We start from the raw sequence: 20,356 nt of genomic DNA, 5'->3' as shown, positions 1-20,356 counted from the left end.
AATTTCTTTTCAGAATGATCTAATCAGGCGCGCGCAAGCGGAATCCACTTGCGTACGCCCTGCATGGCCATCTTGCGTCGCATATAGGCGAGCTGCGTCTGCAGCGGCAGACCCTTCGGGCAGAGGTCTTCACAGCCCAGCAGGCTCATGCAGCCGAAAATTCCCTGGTCGTTGCCAACCACCTCGTAGTAGTCCGCATCGGTACGCTGGTCGCGCGGATCCAGGCGGAAGCGCGCGATCTTGTTGAGGCCGACGGCCGCAACGAAGTCGGGGCGCATCTGCGCCGTGCCGCAGGCTGCCACGCAGCAGCCACACTCGATGCAGCGGTCCAGTTCGTAGATGGCTTCGGCCATTTCAGGCTCCATGGGCGTTTCCATGGCATCCACGTCGGGGTCGTCGTGGCCATGCACCCAGGTCTGCAGGCGTTCAGCCATTTCTCGCATCCAGATGCCGGTATTGACCGACAGATCGGCAATCAGCGCAAATCCCGGCAAGGGATAGAGCGTGATCTGCTCCGGCAGGGTCTGCGTGAGCGTGCGGCAGGCCAGGCCCGGGCGGCCGTTGATCAGCATGGCGCAGGAGCCACAGACGCCGGCACGACAGACGAAGTCGAAGTTCAGGTCGGGCGCCTGGTTCTCGCGGATCTGGTTGAGCGCGATGAACAGCGTCATGCCGGCAGCTTCGGTCAGCGGGTAGTTTTCGACACGCGGCGTGGACGCCGGATCGCGCGGGTTGTGACGAAAGATGGAGAACGTCAGGGTTCGGCTCATGGCTGCACCTCGGGCAAACGTGCGTTGTCTCCCCGGTAACGGGCCGGAAGACTTTCGCGGAATGGCAGCAATTGCTCCTGCACGGCGGTACGCGGCTGGCCCGTGTGGTCGGCACGGATCGCGTCCACCACGGCCTGGCGGTCTGCAGTTGCCGGGTTTTCAAGAATGTTGCGGGCGCCGTAGCCACGGAAACCGGGCGGCAGTTCCATCGTGTCGATGGCAATGGGTTCGTATTCGAAGGCGGGCGCCCCGCCCTCTTTCCAGCTCACCAGCGTGCGGCACAGCCAGTCGCGGTCGTTGCGCTGCGGGAAATCCTCGCGGGCGTGCGCACCCCGGCTTTCCTGGCGCGCCAGCGCGCCCTGCGCGGTGACCAGCGCCAGCTTGAGCATGCGCGGCAGACGCATGGCCAGCACCAGTTCCGGGCTGGCATCGCGGCCCTTGTAGCGCGTGCCGATCTGTTCGGAGCGCTGCAGCAGCTTCTGCAGGCTGTCAACGGCTTCGCTCAGGCCGGCCTCGTCGCGGAACAGGCCGACCTGGCGCGTCATGATGTCTTCCATGGAGCGGCGGATGGCCTGCGCATCTTCATGGCCCGGGCGTGCCAGGATGGCGCCGATGCGGGCCTCCTCGCGGGCCAGCGCCTCGCGCGCCAGTCCGGGGCTCATGCTCAGTCGGCCGCCCTCCTGCTCCACATAGTCGGCGACGTATTCGCCTACCAGCATGCCGGCGACCACGGTTTCTGCCACCGAGTTGCCGCCCAGGCGGTTGAAGCCGTGCAGGTCCCAGCAAGCCGCCTCGCCGCAGGCGAACAGGCCGCGCAGCCAGGGGCTTTCGCCGCGGTGGTTGGTGCGGATGCCGCCCATGGAGTAGTGCTGGGTGGGACGCACCGGGATCCAGTCCTTCGCGGGATCGATGCCCAGGAAATACTGGCAGATGTCCTTCACTTCGCGCAGGTTCTTGTCGATATGCGCCGCGCCCAGGCCGGTGATGTCCAGCCACAGGTGCTCGGGCTTGGTCGCATCGCCAGGAACGCCCTTGCCGCGCCGAATATGCTCGGCCATGCGGCGCGAAACCACGTCGCGCGAGGCCAGTTCGGCCTTTTCCGGCTCGTAATCGGGCATGAAACGGTGGCCGTCCACGTCGCGCAGCAGGCCGCCGTCGCCACGGCAACCCTCGGTCACGAGAATGCCGGCCGGCACGATGGCCGTGGGGTGGAACTGCACCGCTTCCATGTTGGCCAGACGGGCCACGCCGGTTTCCAGAGCCAGGGCGGCGCCCATGCCTTCGTTGATCAGTGCGTTGGTGGAGACGCCATAGATGCGACCATGGCCGCCGGTGGCCATCACGGTGGCTTCGGCCATCCAGGCAGTCAGTTCACCCGTGATCAGATCCCGCACCACCGCGCCCTGGCAGCGGCCGCCGTCGTGGATCAGCGCAATCGCTTCCACGCGCTCGTCCACGGGAATGCTCTCCGCCACGGCACGGTCACCCAGCGCGTACAGCATGGCGTGGCCGGTACCGTCGGAGGTGTAGCAGGTGCGCCATTTGCGCGTGCCGCCAAAATCGCGCGCGGTGATCAGGCCGTGGGCTTCGTCGCGCTCGGTCAGCGTGACACGCTGGCCGTTGATGACGGCTTCGTGGTCGCCCTTGCGCACGCGGTTCCACGGCACGCCCCAGGCGGCCAGTTCGCGCACGGCCTTGGGCGCCATGTGGGTGAACATGCGGGCGACCAGCTGATCGCACCCCCAGTCGGAGCCGCGCACCGTATCCTCGAAATGCACATCCTCGTTGTCGCCGGCGCCCTTGATGGCGTTGGCCAGGCTTGCCTGCATGCCGCCCTGGGCGGCCACGGAATGGGAGCGCTTGGCAGGCACCAGCGAGAGGATGCGCACGTCCAGCCCGCGGCGGCGTGCCCCTACGGCGCAGCGCAGTCCGGCCAGGCCACCGCCAATCACGAGCACATCGGTATGCCGGATTTTCATTGCGCTTCCTCCTGGATCCATGCCGGCGTATAAAGCTCACCTGCGTTGGGGGCATGCTCGATACCCAGCTTGATGTAGGCGGCCAGCGAAGCCAGACCAAGCACCAGGAAGAAGGCCGTCAGCGCCCACTTGATGCGCACCAGACGGCGGCGACCTGCTTCGGAATCAGCCGAAGGCAGCCAGCCCCACTTGAGCGCAAGGCGATACAGGCCGATGGTGGCGTGCAGCTCGACGGCGAACAGCAGGATCAGGTACAGCGGCCAGAAATTGCCGGTCCAGACCCGGTCAGCCGATTCGTACGGGCCGATCAGTTCGGGGTGGCTCATCATGGTGTAGAGGTGCACCGGGGCCAGGAAGAACAGCGCAAAACCGGTCGCTACCTGGATCAGCCACAGCCAGGTGTCGCCGTGGCGCAGGCGGCTGCTGTGCCTGCCCATGCTGCGGTACTGGGCCCAGTCTGCAGGGAACTTGCGCAGCGCGAGCAAGGCGTGCAGGCCGAGCAGCATGAACACCGCGGCCACGACAATGGAAACAATCCAGTAATACGGTTTGCCGAAGATGAAATACCCTTCGAACATGCGCGCCACGATCCAGAAAAGGTCCTCGCTGATCAGGATGGTGGAGACAAAGCCCATGTGGAACCACATGAACAGGCCGAGCGCCAGGCCGGAAAGACTCTGGACAAGATCCAGGGCGGCAGGCCAGCTTGAGGCGCGCTGGCCGGATACGACAGGAGTGGTAGCTGATCGCATGGGGGCATACTCCGAAGACTTCTTTTCTTGTAACTATACTCCCGATGTTGCGCCGCACAATATCTTGATGTCAAGATATATCGTGAATTGCCTCCCCTTCTTTCACTTTCGCGGTCTTGAATACCAGCATCTGGCGCAATTGTGTGAGGAAATAGCAACGTAAACGGCAATGGCCGGCAAGGGGTACCCTGCCCTCGGCTGGACCGGCAAGCACAAAGGTCCTGCTCCCTTCCCAAGGAACAGGACCCGGTAGAAAGACCTTCGCAGCAGGGTCTCAGGGCAACGGAGCGGGCGCTGCCGGCTCCTGTCCGGGCGGATAGATCATGGGAATGGACTCCGGATTTTCCGGTATCGGCTCTCCACGCAGTTCGGCTGCAGACGCCGGTGACAGCGGAGCGAGCGGCCTGACCTTGCCTGGATCCCTGCGCTTGCGCTGGGCAGCTGCAATCAGCGCGATGCTGTCCTCCTTGCCGCCTCGCTTCGCGTATTCCAGCGGGGTATGGCCCAGGGTGTCGCGATCCCAGGGGTCGGCCTGGCGCGAGAGCAGGAAGCGCACAGCATCCTCGCTACCATACTGTGCCGCCATCATTAGCGGCGTGGCCAGGTTGGGCGCCTTGGCGTCGATATAGGCATCGCGCGCCAGCAGCAGGCGCATGATTTCGACGTTGCCGCGCGTGGCAGCGTAATGCAGCGGCGACCAGCCCCCCTTGTTGGTGGCGGCACCACGGGCAATCAGCTGCTTGGCCAGTTCGGTCTGGTTGCCGATGATGGCCATCATCAAAGGCGACTCGCCGAATTTGTTCGGAGTGCTGAGGTTGATGCCGCGGGCGTTGAGCAGCACCGGCAGCACCTTGGCCGACTGTTCCTGGATGGCTACCGTCAGCGCCGTGCGGCCGTTCTGGTCCAGTGCGTTGACGTCGACGCCACGGCGGATCAGCTCACGCGCGGTGACGTCGCTGTCACGTTTCACCGCCACCATCAGGTCATCCACCGGGGCAGCCAATGCGACAGCAGAAACAAACATAAAAACAAAGGAATAAAGGATTTTCTTCATCATCTTTCGATTTCACTCCCAAAGTAATTTCTCTGGTTTGGCGTCATTTCATGGTTTCATTGACTTCAATGAAATCATCAAGATGCCGTTTATTCATGATCCTGCTTCAAGCTCTTTCGAGATCCTGTTCCATGAGAAACAAAAGCTCGAAATTACGTGAAGTTGCCTCGGCGATCTGCTCTATGGAGCATTGCCTCACTTCAGCCAGCTGGCGGGCCACATGCGGCACGTAGGCGGGCGTATTGATCTTGCCGCGGTACGGCACCGGTGCCAGATAGGGGCTGTCGGTCTCGATCAGCAGGCGATCCATCGGCACGAATGCTGCCACATCGCGCAGATCCTGGGCGTTACGGAAGGTGACGATGCCCGAGAAGGAGATGTGGAAACCCATGTCGAGCGCGGCGCGGGCCACGGCCTCGGTTTCGGTAAAGCAATGAAAAACGCCGCCGGCAGACCCCGCGCTGCCGTCCTCGCCCTCTTCCCGCAGAATGGCCAGCGTGTCTTCGGACGCGCTGCGGGTGTGGATGACCAGCGGCTTGCCGAGCTGCCGCGCGGCGCGGATGTGAGTGCGGAAGCGCTCGCGCTGCCACTCCATGTCGGCCAGGCTGCGGCCGTTGAGGCGATAGTAGTCCAGGCCGGTTTCGCCGATACCCTGCACGCGCGGCAGGCTGCCGAGTTCAAGCAGCTTGTCCAGCGTAGGCTCTTCCAGGCCCTCGGTGTCCGGATGCACGCCTGCGGTGGCCCAGAAGTTGTCGTAGCGCATGGCCAGCGCATGCACGTCCGGAAATTCCTCCAGCGTGGTGCTGATGACGAGTGCACGGTCGACCTGCGCCTCGTTCATGGAATCACGGATGGACTCGATCTTGTCACGCAGTTCGGGGAAGTTGAGGTGGCAGTGGGAATCGACAAACATCATTAACAATCAATCTTCTGGATTGATTTTTTCAAGTAAATTATTGTTCTTTCGCAGGCCATCTGGAGGGTATTTCCGGTTGGTGATGCAGCGCTCTAGCGCCCCATCCGCGGCCGCTGGCCAGCGCCGGTGGACGGCGCCAGCAGCGCCCTGCCCGCTTGGGCCACCAGGTCTTCCAGGAACAGGCCCGGGTTGTAGGGATGCTCGGCGGAGCGGCGATCCTGCGCCAGGCGCTTGCCCCACTGGCTGATGGCGCGCCAGCCGGCCAGGCGCCCTGCTGCCGGAAAATCCTCGCTGGCAAAGAAGCGCGGCGCAGCGCCCGCCTTGACGGCCAGCGCATCGTGACAGATCTTCTGCAGCACGTCGATCGCCTGCGCCGGCGCAAAGCCGGCAAACGCCTGAACGTGCGCCTGGCAGGCCGCCTGCGGCAGCTTGCGCCAGTCGGCGGCGCGCACGCCGGACCGGGCCAGTTCATGGGCATCTGCTGCCCGCCCGCCGGCGGCACGCAGCAGCACCTGGGCGTCCTCTTCCGATAGACCCTGCTCTTTCAGCCAGACCTGTGCCTCGGCCTGCCGGGGCCAGTCCAGGGTATGCGTCATGCAGCGGCTGCGGATGGTGGGCAGCAGCAGATGCGCAGCCTCGGTCGCCAGCACGAAACGCACGTTGCCGACCGGCTCTTCCAGCGTCTTGAGCAAGGCGTTGGCCGTAACGTGGTTCATGCGTTCGGCCGGATAGATCAGCACCGCCTTGCCGCGCGCGCGGCTGCTGGTGCGCTGGGCAAACTCGATGGCATCGCGCATGGCCTCGACGCGGATGTCCTTGCTGGGCTTGCGCTTCTTGTCGTCCAGTTCCTTCTGCGCCTTTTCGTCGAGCGGCCAGGCATAGGCCAGCATGTCCGTTTCCGGCATCAGCACCTGCAGATCGGGATGGGTGCGCACGGCAATGGCATGGCAGCTTTCGCACTGGCCGCAGGCGATACCGTCCGGCTGGGGATGATCGCACAGCCAGGCCTGCACCAGCGCCAGGCCCAGATCGTACTGGCCAAGTCCCGTGGGCCCTTGCAGCAGCCAGGCATGGCCGCGCTGCTGCAGCAGGGCTACCGCCTGCTGCCGGAGCCAGGGAGCCAAAGGCCGGTCGCGCTCCACCGGAGCCACTTCTGCTGCTGTGCTGCGTGTACGGCTCATGCCAGCCAGCCTTTCCGCTTCATCACAGCGGCTACCTGCTCCCAGACCTGTCCGGGCGTGCAGGATGCATCGATGCGCGCAAAGCGTGCCGGCGCCTCCTGCATGCGGCGTGCGTAGCCGGAGGCCACGCGCTCGAAGAAAGCACCCGATTCGGACTCGAACTTGTCAGGCTGGCGGGCATCGGCCAGACGCCGGGCCGCAATGGCGGGGGGAACGTCGAACCACAGGGTCAGGTCGGGCTGCAGTTGCGAGCCGTCTTCCTGGCGCAGCACCATGGCTTCGAGTGCATGCAGCGTGTCCCAGTCGAAATTGCGTCCTGCCCCCTGGTAGGCAAAGGTGGCATCGGCAAAACGGTCGCACAGCACGACTTCGCCGCGGGCCAGCGCGGGCGCAATCACCTGCTGCACATGGTCGCAGCGCGCGGCAAACACCAGCAAGGCCTCGGTCAACGCGCCCATGGGATCATGCAGCACCAGCGCACGGAGTTTTTCGGCCAGAGCTGTGCCGCCAGGCTCGCGCGTGCGCAGCACCACGCGGCCCTGGCGTGCAAAGGCCTCGGCCAGGGTGCCGATATGGGTGGTTTTGCCGGCGCCGTCGATGCCTTCGAAGTTGATGAACAGGCCTTGGGAAGAAGCGTTCATGCCTTACCTGCCGCGGATGTACTTGTTGACCGCGCGGTTGTGCTCGGTCAGGGTTTCGCTGAACTGGCTGGTGCCGTCGCCCCGCGCCACAAAATACAGGGCCTTGCTGTCCGCAGGATTGGCTGCTGCAGCCAGCGAGGCGGCGCCCGGCATCGAGATGGGCGTGGGCGGCAGGCCGGCGCGCGTGTAGCTGTTGTAGGGGGTGTCGCTTTCCAGGTCCCTGCGGCGCAGGTTGCCATCAAAACTCTCGCCCAGCCCGTAGATCACCGTGGGATCGGTCTGCAGGCGCATGCCGATTTTCAGGCGGTTGCTGAAAACTGCCGCCACCTGTGTGCGGTCGGCGCTGTGGCCGGTTTCCTTTTCGATGATGCTGGCCAGCTTGAGCAGGTCATACGGGTTCTTGATCGGCAGTTCGGGATCCCTGCCTTCCCAGGCGGCTTCGAGCTTGCGATCCATGGTGCGCATGGCCAGCTTGAGCAGCTCCACATCGGAGGAATACTTGGCGTACTTGTAGGTGTCGGGGAAGAACATGCCTTCCGGGTGGCCGGAACGGCCCAGCGCCTCCATCAGCTGCTCATCGCTCATGTCCTGCGTATCGTGACGCAGGGCTTCTGCCTTGGCCAGGGCGGCGCGCACCTGGCGAATGTTCCAGCCTTCGCCGATGCGTACCTTGCGCATGGCAAATTCGCCCTTGATCAGCTTGTTGACGAAGCTGCGCGGGGTGTCACCACGTTTCAGTTCGTAGGCACCCGCCTTGAAATTGCCCATGCGGCCGCCGATGCGCAGCCACAGGTCGAGCAGCCAGGAAGGTGTGTCCACGCCTGCCTGCACGGCACTGGCACTGATCTGCTGGGCGCCGTCGCCCTGCTTGACCTGCAGGTCGATCACGGGCTGTTTCAGGGCCAGGGGCTGCCCGCTCCACCAGTAGCCGGCGGCTGCAGCCAGCAGCAGGAAGGCCACGATGGTAATGATGAGTTTGCGCACGCGTTATCCTTGCTATTCAATGACTCTACGGTTCCACCCGGGAAGCGGGTGGAACGACATGATAATTCACGCATGACTTCCGTACCGAATCCGACTCCTCCGGCAGCAGGGCTGGCCGGCCTTTCGCTCCCCGATGGCGTGGTGCTGCTCAGCGGCGCCGACAGCAACTGGGGCATGATCCGCGTCCAGGGCGCGGACGCCACACGCTTCCTGCAGGCGCAGCTCACCCACGATTTTGCCCTGCTCCAGCCAGACCAGGCCCGTCTGGCTGCCTTCTGCAACGCCAAGGGCCGCATGCAGGCCAGTTTCGTCGCGCTGCGCACGGCGCAGGATGCGGAAGGCGCGAGCTATCTGCTGGTATGCCGCAAGGATCTGCTGGCGACGGTACTCAAGCGCCTGCGCATGTTCGTGCTGCGCAGCAAGGTCACGCTGGAAGAAGTGGGCGAGGGCCTGTCCCTGTACGGCCTGCTGGGCGAAGCGGCCGAAACGGCCTGGGGCGAGGGCGCCACCGGCGCGCAGCCGTGGGACTACCGCTACCACGACGGACGCCATCTGGTGTGGCTGTATCCGGCCGCAGAACCCGATGCGCGTCTGCCGCGCGCGCTGTGCGTGCAGGCCAGCGAACTGCCGGCTCCCGCCGGCGCACCGCTGGATGCTTCGCTGTGGGAGCTGGCGGAAGTGCGCAGCGGCGTGACCACGGTGAGCCAGGCAAGCTATGAAGCCTTTGTGCCGCAGATGGTCAACTACGAGAGCGTCGGCGGCGTGAACTTCAAGAAGGGGTGTTACCCGGGCCAGGAGGTGGTGGCGCGCAGCCAGTTCCGGGGCGCAATCAAGCGTCGCGCCCATCCCGCAGTGGGTGCTCTGGCTGCCGGTGCCGCCTTGCCCCAGGCCGGCCAGGATGTATGGCGCATTGCCAGCGATGGCGGCGAGCCCGAGCCCTGCGGTGTCATTGCGCAGGTGGCGCCCATGGATGGCGGCTTTGCCCTGCTGGCCTCGCTGCAGAACAGCTGTGCAGACGATGCCGTGCAAGGCCGCGCCACCTTGCGTGCAGGTGCTGCGGACGGCCCGGAACTGCAGCTGCAGCCCCTGCCCTACGCCCTGCTGGAAGATATCTGAGCGGTTTCAGCCTGCGCTGCGTGCCATCTGGTCGGCACGAGCGCGCAGGTGCAATGCAAGCTGGCTGACGGCAGGATGCTGCCAGGCTTGCGCGTGGGTTTCATCCTCAAGCACCTGCGGCAGCGCGGTACGCATGGCTTGCGCCAGTGTGCGCACGCGCTTGCGCACCTGATTGGGCGAAAGCCCGCACTGCTGGGCAAATTCGTCCCAGGCAGCGTCGGAGGGAGCCCCTGTGCTGCTGTGCCTGCCAATGGACAGCGCCATGCGGCTGGGCTCGGGCAGGTGTGGAGCGGATGCTACCAGCGTGCTGCATACATCCCACAGCGGTGCCAGTTGCCAATTGCCGGACGTTTGCGCGCGTTGCAGCAGCAGGCGGTGCGGGGATGCCGTGGCGTCGCCCACCAGTGCAAAGGCGATCACCATGTCGAGCAGTTGCAGCACCGGCAGAACGCTGGGATGGGCATGTTCACGCAGCACGGCGAAGCTGGCGGCCCAGCCGGCAGCCTGGCGCGATGTGGCGGCTCCGGGGGCCAGTCCCAGGGCCTGGCCAAGGGTTTCGGTCTGCACGCGTGTGACCAAGCCATCCTCGCCCAGCTGGCGATCGGGGCGCAGCTGCAGCAAGGTGGTGATGGATTCGGACTGCATCAACTGGCCCGGCAGCACCGGCACACCGAGCTTCTGCAGCAGTTTCAGGGTGAAGGCGCGCTGCAGCAGCGCTGCGTCCTGTCCCCCGGGGGCCATCCACAAAACATGGCTGCTCAGTTCGGACGCGGTGCCTGCCTCGTCCTCCTGCCAGATCGGCACGACGGTGTCGCCGGCGGGCCAGGCGGCACGGTGGGCGGGTTCGCGGCCCAGAATCAGTTCGCCGCAGGCATGGAGCAAGGCCTGTTCTGCGGCCTGCCCCTGGCCGGATTCCGCCTGTCCCTCTTCGAACAGCGGCAACTGCGGGGCGGCACTGGCCGCCGGCAGGATGCTGCTGACCAGATCCATGGCATAGCGCTTGCGCCCGCTTTGTGCCTTTCGCAGCGAAACAGCGCCGAGGCAGTCGGCACCGAGGGCTTCGAGCAGGGCCAGATCGTCATCCGGAGCGATATGGAGCTGGTTCACCAGCGCCTGACGCAAGGCCCCGGTAGGCAGCAGGCCCGCGAAAAACGCGTGGCTGGCCCAGTGATCGAAAGGCTTGTCCTGCAGCGGGAGATGCAGCGACAGCGGGACTGCGTCCGTCCGCTCCAGCCATTCGGGCGCATAGGAGAACTGCAGCCAGCCCTGGCTGGGCGCGGCCAGCGGACTGCCCTTGCCGGATGATCTGGCCGGCGTTCCACGATTGGTGAGCAGGCCTACGGGCTCGTCGTGCAGCAGAACCTGCAGGCTGATGGTGGAACGCGCTTGGCTGGTCATCCCTTCTCCTTGTCTGTTCAGGCGTCGTCGGTATCGGCAACGTCATCGGCCAGCGGGACGCCCTGCATCTGCAGGCGCGCGCCCAAAGCCTGGATGACCTGGAGCACCTTGTTCAGGCGCACGGTGGTCTTGCCGGCTTCGAGTTCGACCACAAAGCGCAGTCCGACACCCGCGGCGAGCGCCACGTCGGCCTGGGTCAGACCCAAGGCCTTGCGTGCCCGGTACAACGCCAACCCCAAATCTTGGGGACAATCTATGGGTTGCAAGGCGACTTTTTGCATATCTATTTCCCGCTCGGGGTTTTCATGCACATTATTTTACAAATTCGTTAGGTGAATGACAAGCGGTGGTGTGCATGCGTGCGCAGGGAAGGCGATGCCCAAGGCGATGTTCCCGTCAGCAGCCTCGTGCTGAAATGACGGCACGGAGCCAAGCCGGGCATACGCCCTGCCCTGGCGCTAGCCGGACCGACTGCCGGCGCCGTAGATGCGGGCCTCCACGGGCCCGCCGTGCCATCAGAAGGTCAGGACCTTGTCGGCCGCCAGCGTGTAGTCGGCCAGTTCGCCCAGGTTGCCGACGCTGCAACCCTCGATCAGCGGGAGATCCAGAAGGCCGCGGCTCTGCACGCAGGTACGGCACAGCTTGACCACACCGCCCAGCTCCACCAGGGTTTCAATCATTTCCTGCATGGTGTTGCCGCTGGCATGCTGCTGGTTGGGCAGCGCCATGACGGTGGCGTCGGACATCAGGAACACCGTGATCTGCGGCTTGTTCTCCTCCTTGCCGGCCAGAGCCAGGGCCAGGCGCATGGCGGAAAGGCTCAGTTCGCTGCCGTACGGCGGGGCGTTGACGATGAAGAGGATGTTCTGCATGGGTTTTCCTGATTGGTAATGAAAGAACCAACTATAGCAAGCGAGGATGAATCACCGCTTCTGCAACCCCTTGAGCTTTTCGAAGGCTGAGGCCATCGCCGTGGCCTGCGGCTGTGACGACTGGCCGCGCCCATAGCCGCCATGGCGTTGCTGCTGGCCGCGACCCGCGCCCTCGTAGCGGTTCTCGCGCGGCTCGCGCTTGCCGGTGGGGGCATCCAGCTTCATGGTCAGGCTGATGCGCTTGCGCGGCACGTCCACTTCCAGCACCTTGACCTTGACGATCTGGCCGGTCTTGACGATCTCGCGCGCATCCTCGACGAACTTGTTGGCCAGCTGGCTGACGTGGACCAGACCATCCTGGTGCACACCCAGATCGACGAATGCGCCGAAGGCGGCCACGTTGCTGACCGTGCCTTCCAGCACCATGCCTTCCTTCAGGTCGGCGATGTCTTCCACGCCGTCATTGAAGCGGGCCACGGCGAAGTCCGGGCGGGGGTCGCGGCCGGGCTTTTCCAGTTCCTGCAGGATGTCCTTGACGGTGATGACACCGAACTGTTCATTGGCGAACAGCTCGGGGCGCAGTGTCTTGAGCAGTTCGGCACGGCCCATCACCTCCTGCACCGGCTTGCCCGCCTTGGCGATGATCTGCTGGACCACCGGATAGGTTTCCGGGTGCACGCCGGTCAGGTCCAGCGGGTTGTCGCCGCCCCGGATGCGCAGAAAGCCGGCGCTCTGTTCGAAGGTCTTGGGGCCGAGGCCGGTCACCTTGAGCAGCTGCTGGCGGTTGGCAAAGGCACCGTTGGCTTCGCGCCAGCGCACTACGGACTTGGCCACGGTGGCGGACAGGCCGGAGACGCGGCTCAGCAGCGGAACGCTGGCGGTGTTCAGATCCACGCCAACCGCGTTCACGCAGTCTTCCACCACGGCGTCCAGCGTGCGTGCCAGTTCGCTCTGGTTCACATCGTGCTGGTACTGGCCCACGCCGATGCTCTTGGGATCGATCTTGACCAGCTCGGCCAGCGGATCCTGCAGGCGGCGTGCAATGCTGGCGGCGCCGCGCAGGCTGACGTCCACATCGGGCATTTCCTGGCTGGCGTATTCGCTGGCGCTGTAGACGGAAGCCCCCGCTTCGCTCACCACCACCTTCTGAATGGCCAGCTTCTCGACGTTGTTGGAGGCCGCCATCTTGTCCAGCAGCTTGATCAGGTCACCCGCCAGCTTGTCGGTTTCGCGGCTGGCGGTGCCATTGCCGATGGCGATCAGGTTGACGCTATGCTTGGCGCACAGGCGCGCCAGCGTATGCAGGCTCCCTTCCCAGTCCTTGCGCGGCTCGTGCGGGAACACCGTGGCGGTATCGACCAGCTTGCCGGTGGCATCGACCACGGCCACCTTCACACCAGTGCGGATGCCCGGGTCGAGGCCCATGACGGACTTCTGTCCGGCCGGTGCAGCCAGCAGCAGATCGCGCAGGTTGTCGCCAAACACCTTGATGGCGACCTTTTCGGCCTCTTCCCGCAGACGGGCGAACAGGTCGCGCTCGATGGACAGGGCCAGCTTGACGCGCCAGGTCCATGCGACGCACTTGCGCAGCAGGTCGTCGGACGGGCGGTTCTGGTGGCTCCAGCCCAGATGCAGGGCGATCTTGCCCTCGGCGAGGCTGGGCTGGCCCAATTTGGGCTTTTCGCCTTCGGGCAGGATGCTGTCGGGCAGGACCAGCTTGGCGTCGAGGATGTCCTGTGCGCGGCCGCGGAAAACCGCCAGGGCACGGTGCGACGGCACGCGGCCGATCGGCTCGTCGTAGTCGAAGTAATCGCGGAACTTGGCCACTTCGGCGTCATTCTCGTTCTTGCCGGCCATCAACTTGCTCTGGAACAGGCCCTCGTGCCACATCCATTCGCGCAGGTTCTGCACCAGCGCAGCGTCTTCGGCCCAGCGCTCGCTCAGGATGTCGCGCACACCGTCGAGCACAGCCGGCACGGTGGTGAAGTCTTCACCGCCCTCACCTTTTTCGGCCTGAACGAAGGCCTGCGCCTCGACTTGCGGGTCGAGCGATGGGTCGGCAAACAGCTTGTCGGCCAGTGGTTCGATACCGAATTCACGCGCGATCTGGCCCTTGGTGCGGCGCTTGGGCTTGTAAGGCAGGTACAGGTCTTCCAGCTCCTGCTTGGTGGGGGCCATCTCGATGGCCGCACGCAGTTCGGGCGTCAGCTTGCCCTGCTCGTCGATGCTCTTGAGCACGGCCGCGCGGCGGTCGGCCAGTTCGCGCAGGTAGGACAGGCGGGTTTCCAGTTCGCGCAGTTGCGCATCGTCCAGGCCGCCGGTGGCTTCCTTGCGGTAGCGGGCGATGAAGGGCACGGTTGCGCCGCCGTCCAGAAGTTCAACTGCAGTCTGAACTTGACGTGGCAGCACCTTGATTTCACTGGCGATTTGTTCGATGATTTTTTGCACTGGAAGCATCCTCAGAACCACCGTTCACTCGCAGTTCGCGTGGTTCACTGTCCGAAAAACGCACCAGTGTGCCACAAATGCAGCCACTCGCTGGCGTGCGAGCAGGATACAAAAACAGGCACAAGTTCACGTGCCGTAGCACCTTGCTCCGGAGGCATTGTTTCAGCGGCCCTGCATCCGTTATATTCTCCCGAAAGGTCACCAGAAGGCTGGCCACAGGCACAAGGAGAACACCATGCGCAACCGCACCATTCTGATGATCATCTTTTTCATCCTCGTCGCGGCTTTCGTGGCCCTGAATTGGGGCGAGCTGTCGCGCCAGACGACGCTGAATCTGGGCATGTCCGAGGTGCAGGGGCCGCTCGGCCTGGTGATGCTGGGCATTCTGGGGCTGGCGGTGATCCTGTTCCTGGTTTATGCCGTCACCCTGCAGACCGCGTCCCTGCTGGAATCGCGCAACCACACCAAGGAACTGAACGCCCAGCGCGAGCTGGCCAACAAGGCCGAAATCAGCCGCTTTACCGAACTGCGCGGCGTGATCGACCAGATCGAGGCCGACTCGAAGACGCGCCAGAACGAACTGAAACAGTGGTTCGAGCAGCGCATGGCCACGCTCCAGCAGGAGGTGAGCGCCAAAGTCGACAGCAGCGGCAATACGCTTGCGGCCTATATGGGCGAACTGGAAGACCGGTTCGAGGGTCGTGTGCGACCTACGGCAACCCGGACAGTCGAGGACGTGACGCCGCGCGTCTGAGTCTGGCTTGGGGCGGGCAAGCAAGCCCGCATCCCGAAATCAGTCAGAAGAAATTACCTGATCCAACTCTTTCGGCAGGTGCAGTTCCTGCGCCTTCTTGCTGCCCACGGCCAGCTTGCGCACGAACTTGAATGTGCCGGTGGCATGTGCGCACGGCTTGCCCGCTTCGTTGTAGAGCGTGCCTTCGGTAAACGCCATGGTGGCGGTGCGGTGGATCAGGCGGCCCTTGCCAATCAGCGTGCCCTGTGCCGGTTGCATGAAGCTGGTCTTCATCTCGATGGTGACCACGCCCATATTGGGCTCCAGGCAGCGCGCCGAGGCGGCGAGCGTCACATCAAGCAGGGTCATGCAGACGCCACCGTGCACCACGTTGAAGGAATTGAGGTGCTCCGGCTGCGGGGTGTAGCGCAACAGGGATTCGCCGTTGGCTGATTTTTCCGTGACGATGCCCAGATGTTCCACGAAGGGTATATGGGGCACGTTGATGCGTTCGGGCTGCTTCGCCAGGCTGTCGCCAGCAGGTGCCGCGGCGGACACGTCGTGCCCGCCGCTCATACCTCGTAATCCACCACGGTACGGCTGGAACACAGCGGCTTGACTTGCGCCTTCACCGCCATGTGATCCGGATGCTCCTGGTAGGCGTCCAGCACTTCCCTGCTTTCGAAGGCCGAATACAGCACCACATCGGCATTGGCCTCCAGTCCGTCGGTGCGGATGCCCGCCTCCAGCGCGAGGATGCCGGGCACCACGTTGCGGCAACTTTCCAGCAGCGCTTTCATGCGCGGTGCGTCGGCGGGGTTGTGCAGGGTCCAGATGACGATGTGCTTGATCATGGTGTGCGGTAACGAAGTGCAGAAAAGCGCACAGCTTACAGCACTTCGAACACGCCCGCAGCCCCCATGCCGCCACCAATGCACATGGTGACGCAAACGCGCTTCGCGCCACGGCGCTTGCCCTCGATCAGCGCATGGCCCACCAGACGCTGACCGCTCATGCCGTAAGGGTGGCCGACGGCGATGGCGCCGCCGTTCACGTTGAGGCGATCTTCGGGAATGCCGAGGCGGTCGCGGCAGTACAGCACCTGCACGGCAAAAGCTTCGTTCAGTTCCCACAGGTCGATATCGTCCACTTTCAGTCCCAGACGGTCCAGCACCTTGGGCACGGCAAACACCGGGCCGATGCCCATTTCGTCGGGCGCGCAGCCGGCCACGGCAAAGCCGAGGAAGCGGCCCAGCGGCTGCAGGCCACGCTGTTCGGCCAGCTTCTCGTCCATCACCACGCAGGCACCGGCACCGTCAGAGAACTGGCTGGCGTTGCCGGCGGAAATGGTGCCGCCCGGCAGGCTGGAGCGCAAGCCGGCGACGGCTTCGAGCGTGGTGCCCTCACGCAGGCCCTCGTCCTTGCTGACGGTGACTTCGCGCGTGATCAGGCCCAAGGTCTTGTCAGCAATGCCGGCGGTGACGGTGATGGGCGCAATCTCGGCCTCAAACAGGCCGGCTGCCTGAGCGGCGCAGGCCTTCTGCTGGCTGACGGCGCCGTAAGCGTCCATGGCTTCGCGCGCGATGCCGTAACGCTTGGCCACGACTTCGGCAGTCTGCAGCATGTTCAGGTAGATGTCGGGGCGCTTTGCGGCGAGCCACGGGTCCTGCAGCATATGCTGGTTCATCTCCTGCTGCACGCAGGAAATGCTTTCCAGGCCACCGGCAACATAGACACTGCCCTCCCCTGCGATGATGCGCTGTGCGGCCAGCGCAATGGTCTGCAGTCCCGAGGAACAGTAGCGGTTCACCGTCATGCCGGAAACGGAATCCGGCAGACCGGCGCGAATCACGATCTGGCGTGCAATGTTGGCGCCGGTGGCGCCTTCGGGCAAGGCGCAGCCCATGATCACGTCTTCCACTTCGGCAGGGTCGATGCCGGCGCGCTGGACGGCGTGCTGCACCACATGGCCGCCCAGCGTGGCGCCGTGCGTGAGGTTGAAGGAACCCTTCCAGCTCTTGGCCAGCGGGGTGCGTGCAGTGGATACGATGACGGCAGAGGTCATGGCAAAAATCTCCTCGTTGTTCTGTTTATGGGTCAGGCGAACTGCTTGCCTTCGGCGACCAGACGCTGCAGCAAGGGGGCGGGTTGCCAGAATTCGGCATCGTCCAGCGGGTTGCGTGCAAAGTCGCGCATGGCCGTGAGTACCTGGTTCAGGCCCAGTTCGTTGGCGTAGTGCATGGGGCCGCCGCGGTGGATCGGGAAGCCATAGCCTGCGATGTAGACCATGTCGATGTCGCCGGACTTGCTGGCAATGCCTTCGTCGAGGATGCGTGCGCCCTCGTTCACCAGTGCCAGCACCAGGCGCTTGACGATTTCGTCATTGCTCACCTTGCGCGGCGTGATGCCTTTTTCCTTGCGATGGTCCTCGATCATCTGGTTGACCTGCGCGCTTGGCTGCGCGTCGCGCTTGCCGGCAGCGTAGTCGTACCAGCCGGCGCCGGTCTTCTGGCCGAAACGGCCCATTTCGCACAGCTTGTCGGCGGTGCCGCTGAAGCGGTAGCCGGGGCGCTCGACATACAGGCGCTTGCGGATGGCCCAACCGATGTCGTTGCCGGACAGGTCGGACATGCGGAACGGGCCCATCGGGAAGCCGAACTGCTCCAGCGCGCGATCGACCTGCTGCGGCGTGCAACCCTCATCCAGCAGGAAGCCGGCCTGGCGCAGGTACTCGCCGACCATGCGGTTGCCGATGAACCCGTCGCACACGCCGGAGACAACGGCAATCTTGCGGATCTTCTTGGCCAGAGCCATGACGGTAGCCAGCACGTCCTTGGCAGTCTGTTCGCCACGAACCACTTCCAGCAGCTTCATCACATTGGCGGGGCTGAAGAAATGCAGGCCCACCACGTCCTGCGGACGATGGGTGAAGGAGGCAATGCGATTCAGATCCAGCGTGGAGGTATTGCTGGCCAGGATGCAGCCGGGCTTGCAGACTTCATCCAGTTTGCGGAACACCTGCTCCTTCACGCCCATGTCCTCGAATACGGCTTCGATCACCAGATCGACGTCTTTCAGATCAGCGTAGTCAAGCGTGGTGTGCAGCAGGCCCATGCGCTGCTCCAGCTTGTCGGCCTTGAGCTTGCCTTTCTTGAGCTGGGCTTCGTAATTGCCACGGATGGTGGCAACACCGCGGTCCAGCGCCTCCTGCTTCATTTCGAGCAGCAGCACCGGGATGCCGGCGTTGAGGAAGTTCATGGCAATGCCGCCGCCCATGGTGCCGGCGCCGATGATGCCGACCTTCTGCACCGGACGCAGCGGCGTGTCGGCCGGAACGTCGGCAATCTTGCTGGTGGCGCGCTCGGCGAAGAACAGATGGCGCAGCGAACGCGATTCGGGCGTCATCATCAGGTCCAGGAACAGGTCGCGCTCCTTGAGCAGACCTTCGTCCAGGCGGGTTTGCGTGGCGACCTGCACGGCGTCCACGCACTTGGCGGGTGCGGGGAGGTTCTTGGCCATGCCGCGCGCCATGTTGCGGGCGAACTGGAAATAGGCTTCGCCCTGCGGATGGGCGCAAGGCAGCTGGCGCACTTGCGGCAGCGGACGCACGTCGGCGATGCTTTCGGCAAAGGCGACGGCTTCGTGCAGCAGGGTCTCTGCGCTGGGGACCAGCTTGTCGAACAGCTTCTGGCCCGGAGCCTGGGCCAGCATCTCGGCGGGCACGCTGTTGCCCGTGATGATCATGTTCAGTGCCGGCTCCACCCCCAGCACACGCGGCAGACGCTGCGTGCCGCCTGCGCCAGGCAGCAGCCCGAGCTTGACTTCGGGCAGAGCAATCTGCGTGCCGGCCGCCACCACGCGGTAATGGCAGCCCAGCGACAGTTCCAGGCCGCCGCCCATGGTCAGTCCATGCAGGGCCGCCACGACAGGCTTGGTGGCATGCTCGACCGCGTGGATCATGGTGTGCAGGTTGGGTTCGGCAAAGGCGAGATCGGTGCCGAACTCCTTGATGTCTGCCCCGCTGCAGAACTGCTTGCCTGCACCATTGATGACGATGGCCCGGACGTCTGCGTCCTGTTCGGCTTGCTGCAGGGCCTGCATGAAGGCCTTGCGGGTGGCCAGGCCCAGCCCGTTCATGGGCGGGTTGTCGAGAGTGATGACGGCCACCGGGCCGCGCTTGGCGAAATGCGCTGTCATGGAAGTGAGTCTCCGGCTGGAGTTCCGTCTTCCCTGCGGCAGACGGAACGGAAAACCGCATCTGCCGACAAGCAGAAAAGTACGGTCGTTTTATTTTCAGCCGATTGTAGGGGAGAAATCGCACATTAAATGTGAAGTCCCTACAAGGGTAAACCCATGGAGTACGAAAGAACGCGACTTGCGCCGGGCTCTACGGAGGTAGTGCACTCTGCCGGACTCGGGAAAGCCCGAGCAAGGGCTCAGGCGAGCGCGTAGGAAAGACCGCCGTAGGCCAGAATCCCCGCCAGCGTCGGCAGTGCAACACCGCCGGCGACACGGCGCGCCAGCACGATGGCCAGCAGGGACAGCAGCACCCGCGCGAGCGGCCAGACCGGCTGCCCCCACTGCCATTGCGACCAGAGCGAAGCCACCAGCAAGGCGCCGATGGCCGCCGGGCCGAGTGCCTGCAAGGCTCCGCGCAGCCAGGGCTGCATGGCCTCGTCGCCCCGCCCCTGGTGCCAGCGCATGGGCCACAGGCGCAGCACGAAGGTCCCCAGGCCGCAGAGCAGGATGATCCACCACAGGTTGGCGGTGTTCATGGTGCGCCCTCCGCTTCGGTGGCCGGATCAGGATCACGCGCGCCATCCCACGCGCCCAGAATGGCGCCGCTGGCCAGTCCGCCAAGCATGGCGATATGCCCCGGCAGCAACCACAGCAGGACGGCCGTGGCCAGCATAGCCCCAAGCGTAACGCGCAAACGCGTGTGGCGCAGGATTTCCAGCAGCAAGGCAAAGAACAGCGCAGGCAGCACGAAATCCAGCGTCTCGCGCAGCCACGGTGCCTGCTGGCCGAGCTGGTGACCCAGCAAGGCACCGACTGCCGTGCCCGACACCCACGAGGCATAGGCGCCCAGTTGCATGCCCAGATACCAGTCCTGCCGCTGCTCCGGGGCGATCCGGTCCAGCCGGCCGATGGAGGTGGCATAGACTTCGTCCGTCAGGCCGAAAGCCAAAACCGGCAAAGGCAGGCGCTGGCGCGTACTGCCAAGCTTGTCGAGAACGGACGGCCCGTAGAACAGATGACGCACATTCATCAGCAGCACGGTGGAAATGATGCCAAAGGCCCCTGCCCCGGCCGCAGCCAGGGCCACCAGCACGAACTGGGCAGCGCCCGCGTACACGGTGAGCGAGACCAGAATCGCCAGCCAGGGAGCGAAACCCGCCTGGATCGCGGCCAGGCCGAACGAGACGGCAATCGGAAAATAGCCCAGTCCGATCGACAGGCTGTCCGTCAGCCCCTTGCCGACCGTGGGAAAGTGAATACGTGCAGACATGAG

The 20,356-nt window shown here is 64.6% G+C and carries 20 protein-coding genes; 2 read left to right on the top strand and 18 right to left on the bottom strand.

Annotated features, from left to right (window positions below; all coding sequences use genetic code 11):
* Positions 1–23 precede the first annotated feature (23 nt).
* The 8 genes from KKQ75_RS04345 to mltG all read right to left on the bottom strand — a co-directional run bounded on the left by KKQ75_RS04345 (position 24) and on the right by mltG (position 8,277).
* Positions 24–770 (bottom strand): fumarate reductase iron-sulfur subunit, encoded by a 747-nt coding sequence (locus KKQ75_RS04345; protein WP_213360592.1) that lies wholly within the window; start codon positions 768–770, stop codon positions 24–26.
* Positions 767–2,749: a fumarate reductase flavoprotein subunit gene (locus tag KKQ75_RS04340; protein ID WP_213360591.1), complete on the bottom strand. Its 1,983-nt coding sequence runs from the start codon at positions 2,747–2,749 to the stop codon at positions 767–769. Before KKQ75_RS04340 ends, KKQ75_RS04345 begins: the two co-directional genes overlap by 4 nt.
* Complete coding sequence (locus KKQ75_RS04335; protein ID WP_213360590.1) at positions 2,746–3,501, bottom strand: fumarate reductase cytochrome b subunit; 756 nt, start codon at positions 3,499–3,501, stop codon at positions 2,746–2,748. The genes KKQ75_RS04340 and KKQ75_RS04335 overlap by 4 nt, the downstream gene beginning before the upstream one ends.
* Before the next feature lie 274 nt (positions 3,502–3,775).
* On the bottom strand, positions 3,776–4,525 hold the full coding sequence (locus KKQ75_RS04330) for an ankyrin repeat domain-containing protein (RefSeq protein WP_213360589.1): 750 nt from the start codon (positions 4,523–4,525) through the stop codon (positions 3,776–3,778).
* A 136-nt stretch (positions 4,526–4,661) separates the two neighbouring features.
* Positions 4,662–5,468 (bottom strand): TatD family hydrolase, encoded by an 807-nt coding sequence (locus tag KKQ75_RS04325; RefSeq protein ID WP_213360588.1) that lies wholly within the window; start codon positions 5,466–5,468, stop codon positions 4,662–4,664.
* Between the two features lie 95 nt (positions 5,469–5,563).
* A complete protein-coding gene (locus KKQ75_RS04320) occupies positions 5,564–6,652 on the bottom strand; it encodes a DNA polymerase III subunit delta' (RefSeq protein ID WP_213360587.1) in 1,089 nt (362 codons plus the stop codon).
* Positions 6,649–7,293, bottom strand: a complete 645-nt coding sequence (gene tmk, locus KKQ75_RS04315) for a dTMP kinase (protein ID WP_213360585.1) — start codon at positions 7,291–7,293, stop codon at positions 6,649–6,651. The genes KKQ75_RS04320 and tmk overlap by 4 nt, the downstream gene beginning before the upstream one ends.
* Before the next feature lie 3 nt (positions 7,294–7,296).
* Complete coding sequence (gene mltG, locus KKQ75_RS04310) at positions 7,297–8,277, bottom strand: endolytic transglycosylase MltG (protein ID WP_213360583.1); 981 nt, start codon at positions 8,275–8,277, stop codon at positions 7,297–7,299.
* A gap of 72 nt (positions 8,278–8,349) precedes the next feature.
* Here mltG and KKQ75_RS04305 point away from each other — a divergent pair, with 72 nt between their 5' ends.
* The gene (locus tag KKQ75_RS04305; protein WP_213360581.1) at positions 8,350–9,393 is read left to right on the top strand and encodes a YgfZ/GcvT domain-containing protein; all 1,044 of its coding nucleotides are present in this window, start codon (positions 8,350–8,352) and stop codon (positions 9,391–9,393) included.
* 6 nt (positions 9,394–9,399) lie between these two features.
* Here the strand turns inward: KKQ75_RS04305 and KKQ75_RS04300 are convergent, their stop codons facing one another.
* From KKQ75_RS04300 to KKQ75_RS04285, 4 genes are all read right to left on the bottom strand, one after another.
* Complete coding sequence (locus KKQ75_RS04300) at positions 9,400–10,791, bottom strand: HipA N-terminal domain-containing protein (protein WP_213360579.1); 1,392 nt, start codon at positions 10,789–10,791, stop codon at positions 9,400–9,402.
* Between the two features lie 17 nt (positions 10,792–10,808).
* Entirely contained in the window at positions 10,809–11,072 is a 264-nt protein-coding gene (locus tag KKQ75_RS04295) for a helix-turn-helix transcriptional regulator (RefSeq protein ID WP_213360577.1), read from the bottom strand.
* A 234-nt stretch (positions 11,073–11,306) separates the two neighbouring features.
* Positions 11,307–11,663, bottom strand: a complete 357-nt coding sequence (locus tag KKQ75_RS04290) for a DsrE/DsrF/TusD sulfur relay family protein (protein ID WP_213360575.1) — start codon at positions 11,661–11,663, stop codon at positions 11,307–11,309.
* Positions 11,664–11,714: 51 nt separating this feature from the next.
* Positions 11,715–14,111, bottom strand: a complete 2,397-nt coding sequence (locus tag KKQ75_RS04285; protein WP_284069724.1) for a Tex family protein — start codon at positions 14,109–14,111, stop codon at positions 11,715–11,717.
* A 235-nt stretch (positions 14,112–14,346) separates the two neighbouring features.
* On the opposite strand from KKQ75_RS04285, the gene KKQ75_RS04280 reads away from it, so the two are divergent.
* Positions 14,347–14,865, top strand: coding sequence for a hypothetical protein (locus KKQ75_RS04280; protein WP_213360570.1), 519 nt, complete (start codon positions 14,347–14,349; stop codon positions 14,863–14,865).
* Between the two features lie 39 nt (positions 14,866–14,904).
* On the opposite strand, the gene KKQ75_RS04275 is transcribed toward KKQ75_RS04280, so the two are convergent.
* The 6 genes from KKQ75_RS04275 to KKQ75_RS04250 form a co-directional block, all read right to left on the bottom strand.
* Complete coding sequence (locus KKQ75_RS04275) at positions 14,905–15,420, bottom strand: PaaI family thioesterase (protein ID WP_213360567.1); 516 nt, start codon at positions 15,418–15,420, stop codon at positions 14,905–14,907.
* On the bottom strand, positions 15,417–15,698 hold the full coding sequence (locus tag KKQ75_RS04270) for a Dabb family protein (protein ID WP_213360566.1): 282 nt from the start codon (positions 15,696–15,698) through the stop codon (positions 15,417–15,419). Before KKQ75_RS04270 ends, KKQ75_RS04275 begins: the two co-directional genes overlap by 4 nt.
* A gap of 35 nt (positions 15,699–15,733) precedes the next feature.
* A complete protein-coding gene (locus tag KKQ75_RS04265; protein WP_213360565.1) occupies positions 15,734–16,909 on the bottom strand; it encodes an acetyl-CoA C-acyltransferase in 1,176 nt (391 codons plus the stop codon).
* Between the two features lie 32 nt (positions 16,910–16,941).
* Positions 16,942–19,041 (bottom strand): 3-hydroxyacyl-CoA dehydrogenase NAD-binding domain-containing protein, encoded by a 2,100-nt coding sequence (locus KKQ75_RS04260; protein WP_213360564.1) that lies wholly within the window; start codon positions 19,039–19,041, stop codon positions 16,942–16,944.
* 239 nt (positions 19,042–19,280) lie between these two features.
* The gene (locus tag KKQ75_RS04255) at positions 19,281–19,619 is read right to left on the bottom strand and encodes an AzlD domain-containing protein (protein ID WP_213360563.1); all 339 of its coding nucleotides are present in this window, start codon (positions 19,617–19,619) and stop codon (positions 19,281–19,283) included.
* On the bottom strand, positions 19,616–20,353 hold the full coding sequence (locus tag KKQ75_RS04250) for an AzlC family ABC transporter permease (RefSeq protein WP_213360562.1): 738 nt from the start codon (positions 20,351–20,353) through the stop codon (positions 19,616–19,618). The genes KKQ75_RS04255 and KKQ75_RS04250 overlap by 4 nt, the downstream gene beginning before the upstream one ends.
* Between the last annotated feature and the right edge of the window lie 3 nt (positions 20,354–20,356).

The organism is Brachymonas denitrificans (assembly GCF_907163135.1).
Classification (GTDB): Bacteria; Pseudomonadota; Gammaproteobacteria; order Burkholderiales; family Burkholderiaceae_C; genus Brachymonas; species Brachymonas denitrificans_A.
The sequence above is the reverse complement of the archived record's forward strand: the minus strand, read 5'-3'. Positions and strand labels throughout refer to the sequence as shown.

What these genes read in the sequence shown, in the direction of transcription:
- KKQ75_RS04280 (WP_213360570.1), top strand. Translation starts at nt 14,347, where the DNA reads ATGCGCAACCGCACCATTCTGATGATCATCTTTTTCATCCTCGTCGCG.
- KKQ75_RS04325 (WP_213360588.1), bottom strand. Translation starts at nt 5,468, where the DNA reads ATGTTTGTCGATTCCCACTGCCACCTCAACTTCCCCGAACTGCGTGAC.
- KKQ75_RS04255 (WP_213360563.1), bottom strand. Translation starts at nt 19,619, where the DNA reads ATGAACACCGCCAACCTGTGGTGGATCATCCTGCTCTGCGGCCTGGGG.
- KKQ75_RS04345 (WP_213360592.1), bottom strand. Translation starts at nt 770, where the DNA reads ATGAGCCGAACCCTGACGTTCTCCATCTTTCGTCACAACCCGCGCGAT.
- KKQ75_RS04340 (WP_213360591.1), bottom strand. Translation starts at nt 2,749, where the DNA reads ATGAAAATCCGGCATACCGATGTGCTCGTGATTGGCGGTGGCCTGGCC.
- KKQ75_RS04335 (WP_213360590.1), bottom strand. Translation starts at nt 3,501, where the DNA reads ATGCGATCAGCTACCACTCCTGTCGTATCCGGCCAGCGCGCCTCAAGC.
- KKQ75_RS04260 (WP_213360564.1), bottom strand. Translation starts at nt 19,041, where the DNA reads ATGACAGCGCATTTCGCCAAGCGCGGCCCGGTGGCCGTCATCACTCTC.
- KKQ75_RS04275 (WP_213360567.1), bottom strand. Translation starts at nt 15,420, where the DNA reads ATGAGCGGCGGGCACGACGTGTCCGCCGCGGCACCTGCTGGCGACAGC.
- KKQ75_RS04330 (WP_213360589.1), bottom strand. Translation starts at nt 4,525, where the DNA reads ATGTTTGTTTCTGCTGTCGCATTGGCTGCCCCGGTGGATGACCTGATG.
- KKQ75_RS04305 (WP_213360581.1), top strand. Translation starts at nt 8,350, where the DNA reads ATGACTTCCGTACCGAATCCGACTCCTCCGGCAGCAGGGCTGGCCGGC.
- KKQ75_RS04250 (WP_213360562.1), bottom strand. Translation starts at nt 20,353, where the DNA reads ATGTCTGCACGTATTCACTTTCCCACGGTCGGCAAGGGGCTGACGGAC.
- KKQ75_RS04290 (WP_213360575.1), bottom strand. Translation starts at nt 11,663, where the DNA reads ATGCAGAACATCCTCTTCATCGTCAACGCCCCGCCGTACGGCAGCGAA.
- KKQ75_RS04295 (WP_213360577.1), bottom strand. Translation starts at nt 11,072, where the DNA reads ATGCAAAAAGTCGCCTTGCAACCCATAGATTGTCCCCAAGATTTGGGG.
- KKQ75_RS04300 (WP_213360579.1), bottom strand. Translation starts at nt 10,791, where the DNA reads ATGACCAGCCAAGCGCGTTCCACCATCAGCCTGCAGGTTCTGCTGCAC.
- KKQ75_RS04265 (WP_213360565.1), bottom strand. Translation starts at nt 16,909, where the DNA reads ATGACCTCTGCCGTCATCGTATCCACTGCACGCACCCCGCTGGCCAAG.
- KKQ75_RS04270 (WP_213360566.1), bottom strand. Translation starts at nt 15,698, where the DNA reads ATGATCAAGCACATCGTCATCTGGACCCTGCACAACCCCGCCGACGCA.
- tmk (WP_213360585.1), bottom strand. Translation starts at nt 7,293, where the DNA reads ATGAACGCTTCTTCCCAAGGCCTGTTCATCAACTTCGAAGGCATCGAC.
- KKQ75_RS04320 (WP_213360587.1), bottom strand. Translation starts at nt 6,652, where the DNA reads ATGAGCCGTACACGCAGCACAGCAGCAGAAGTGGCTCCGGTGGAGCGC.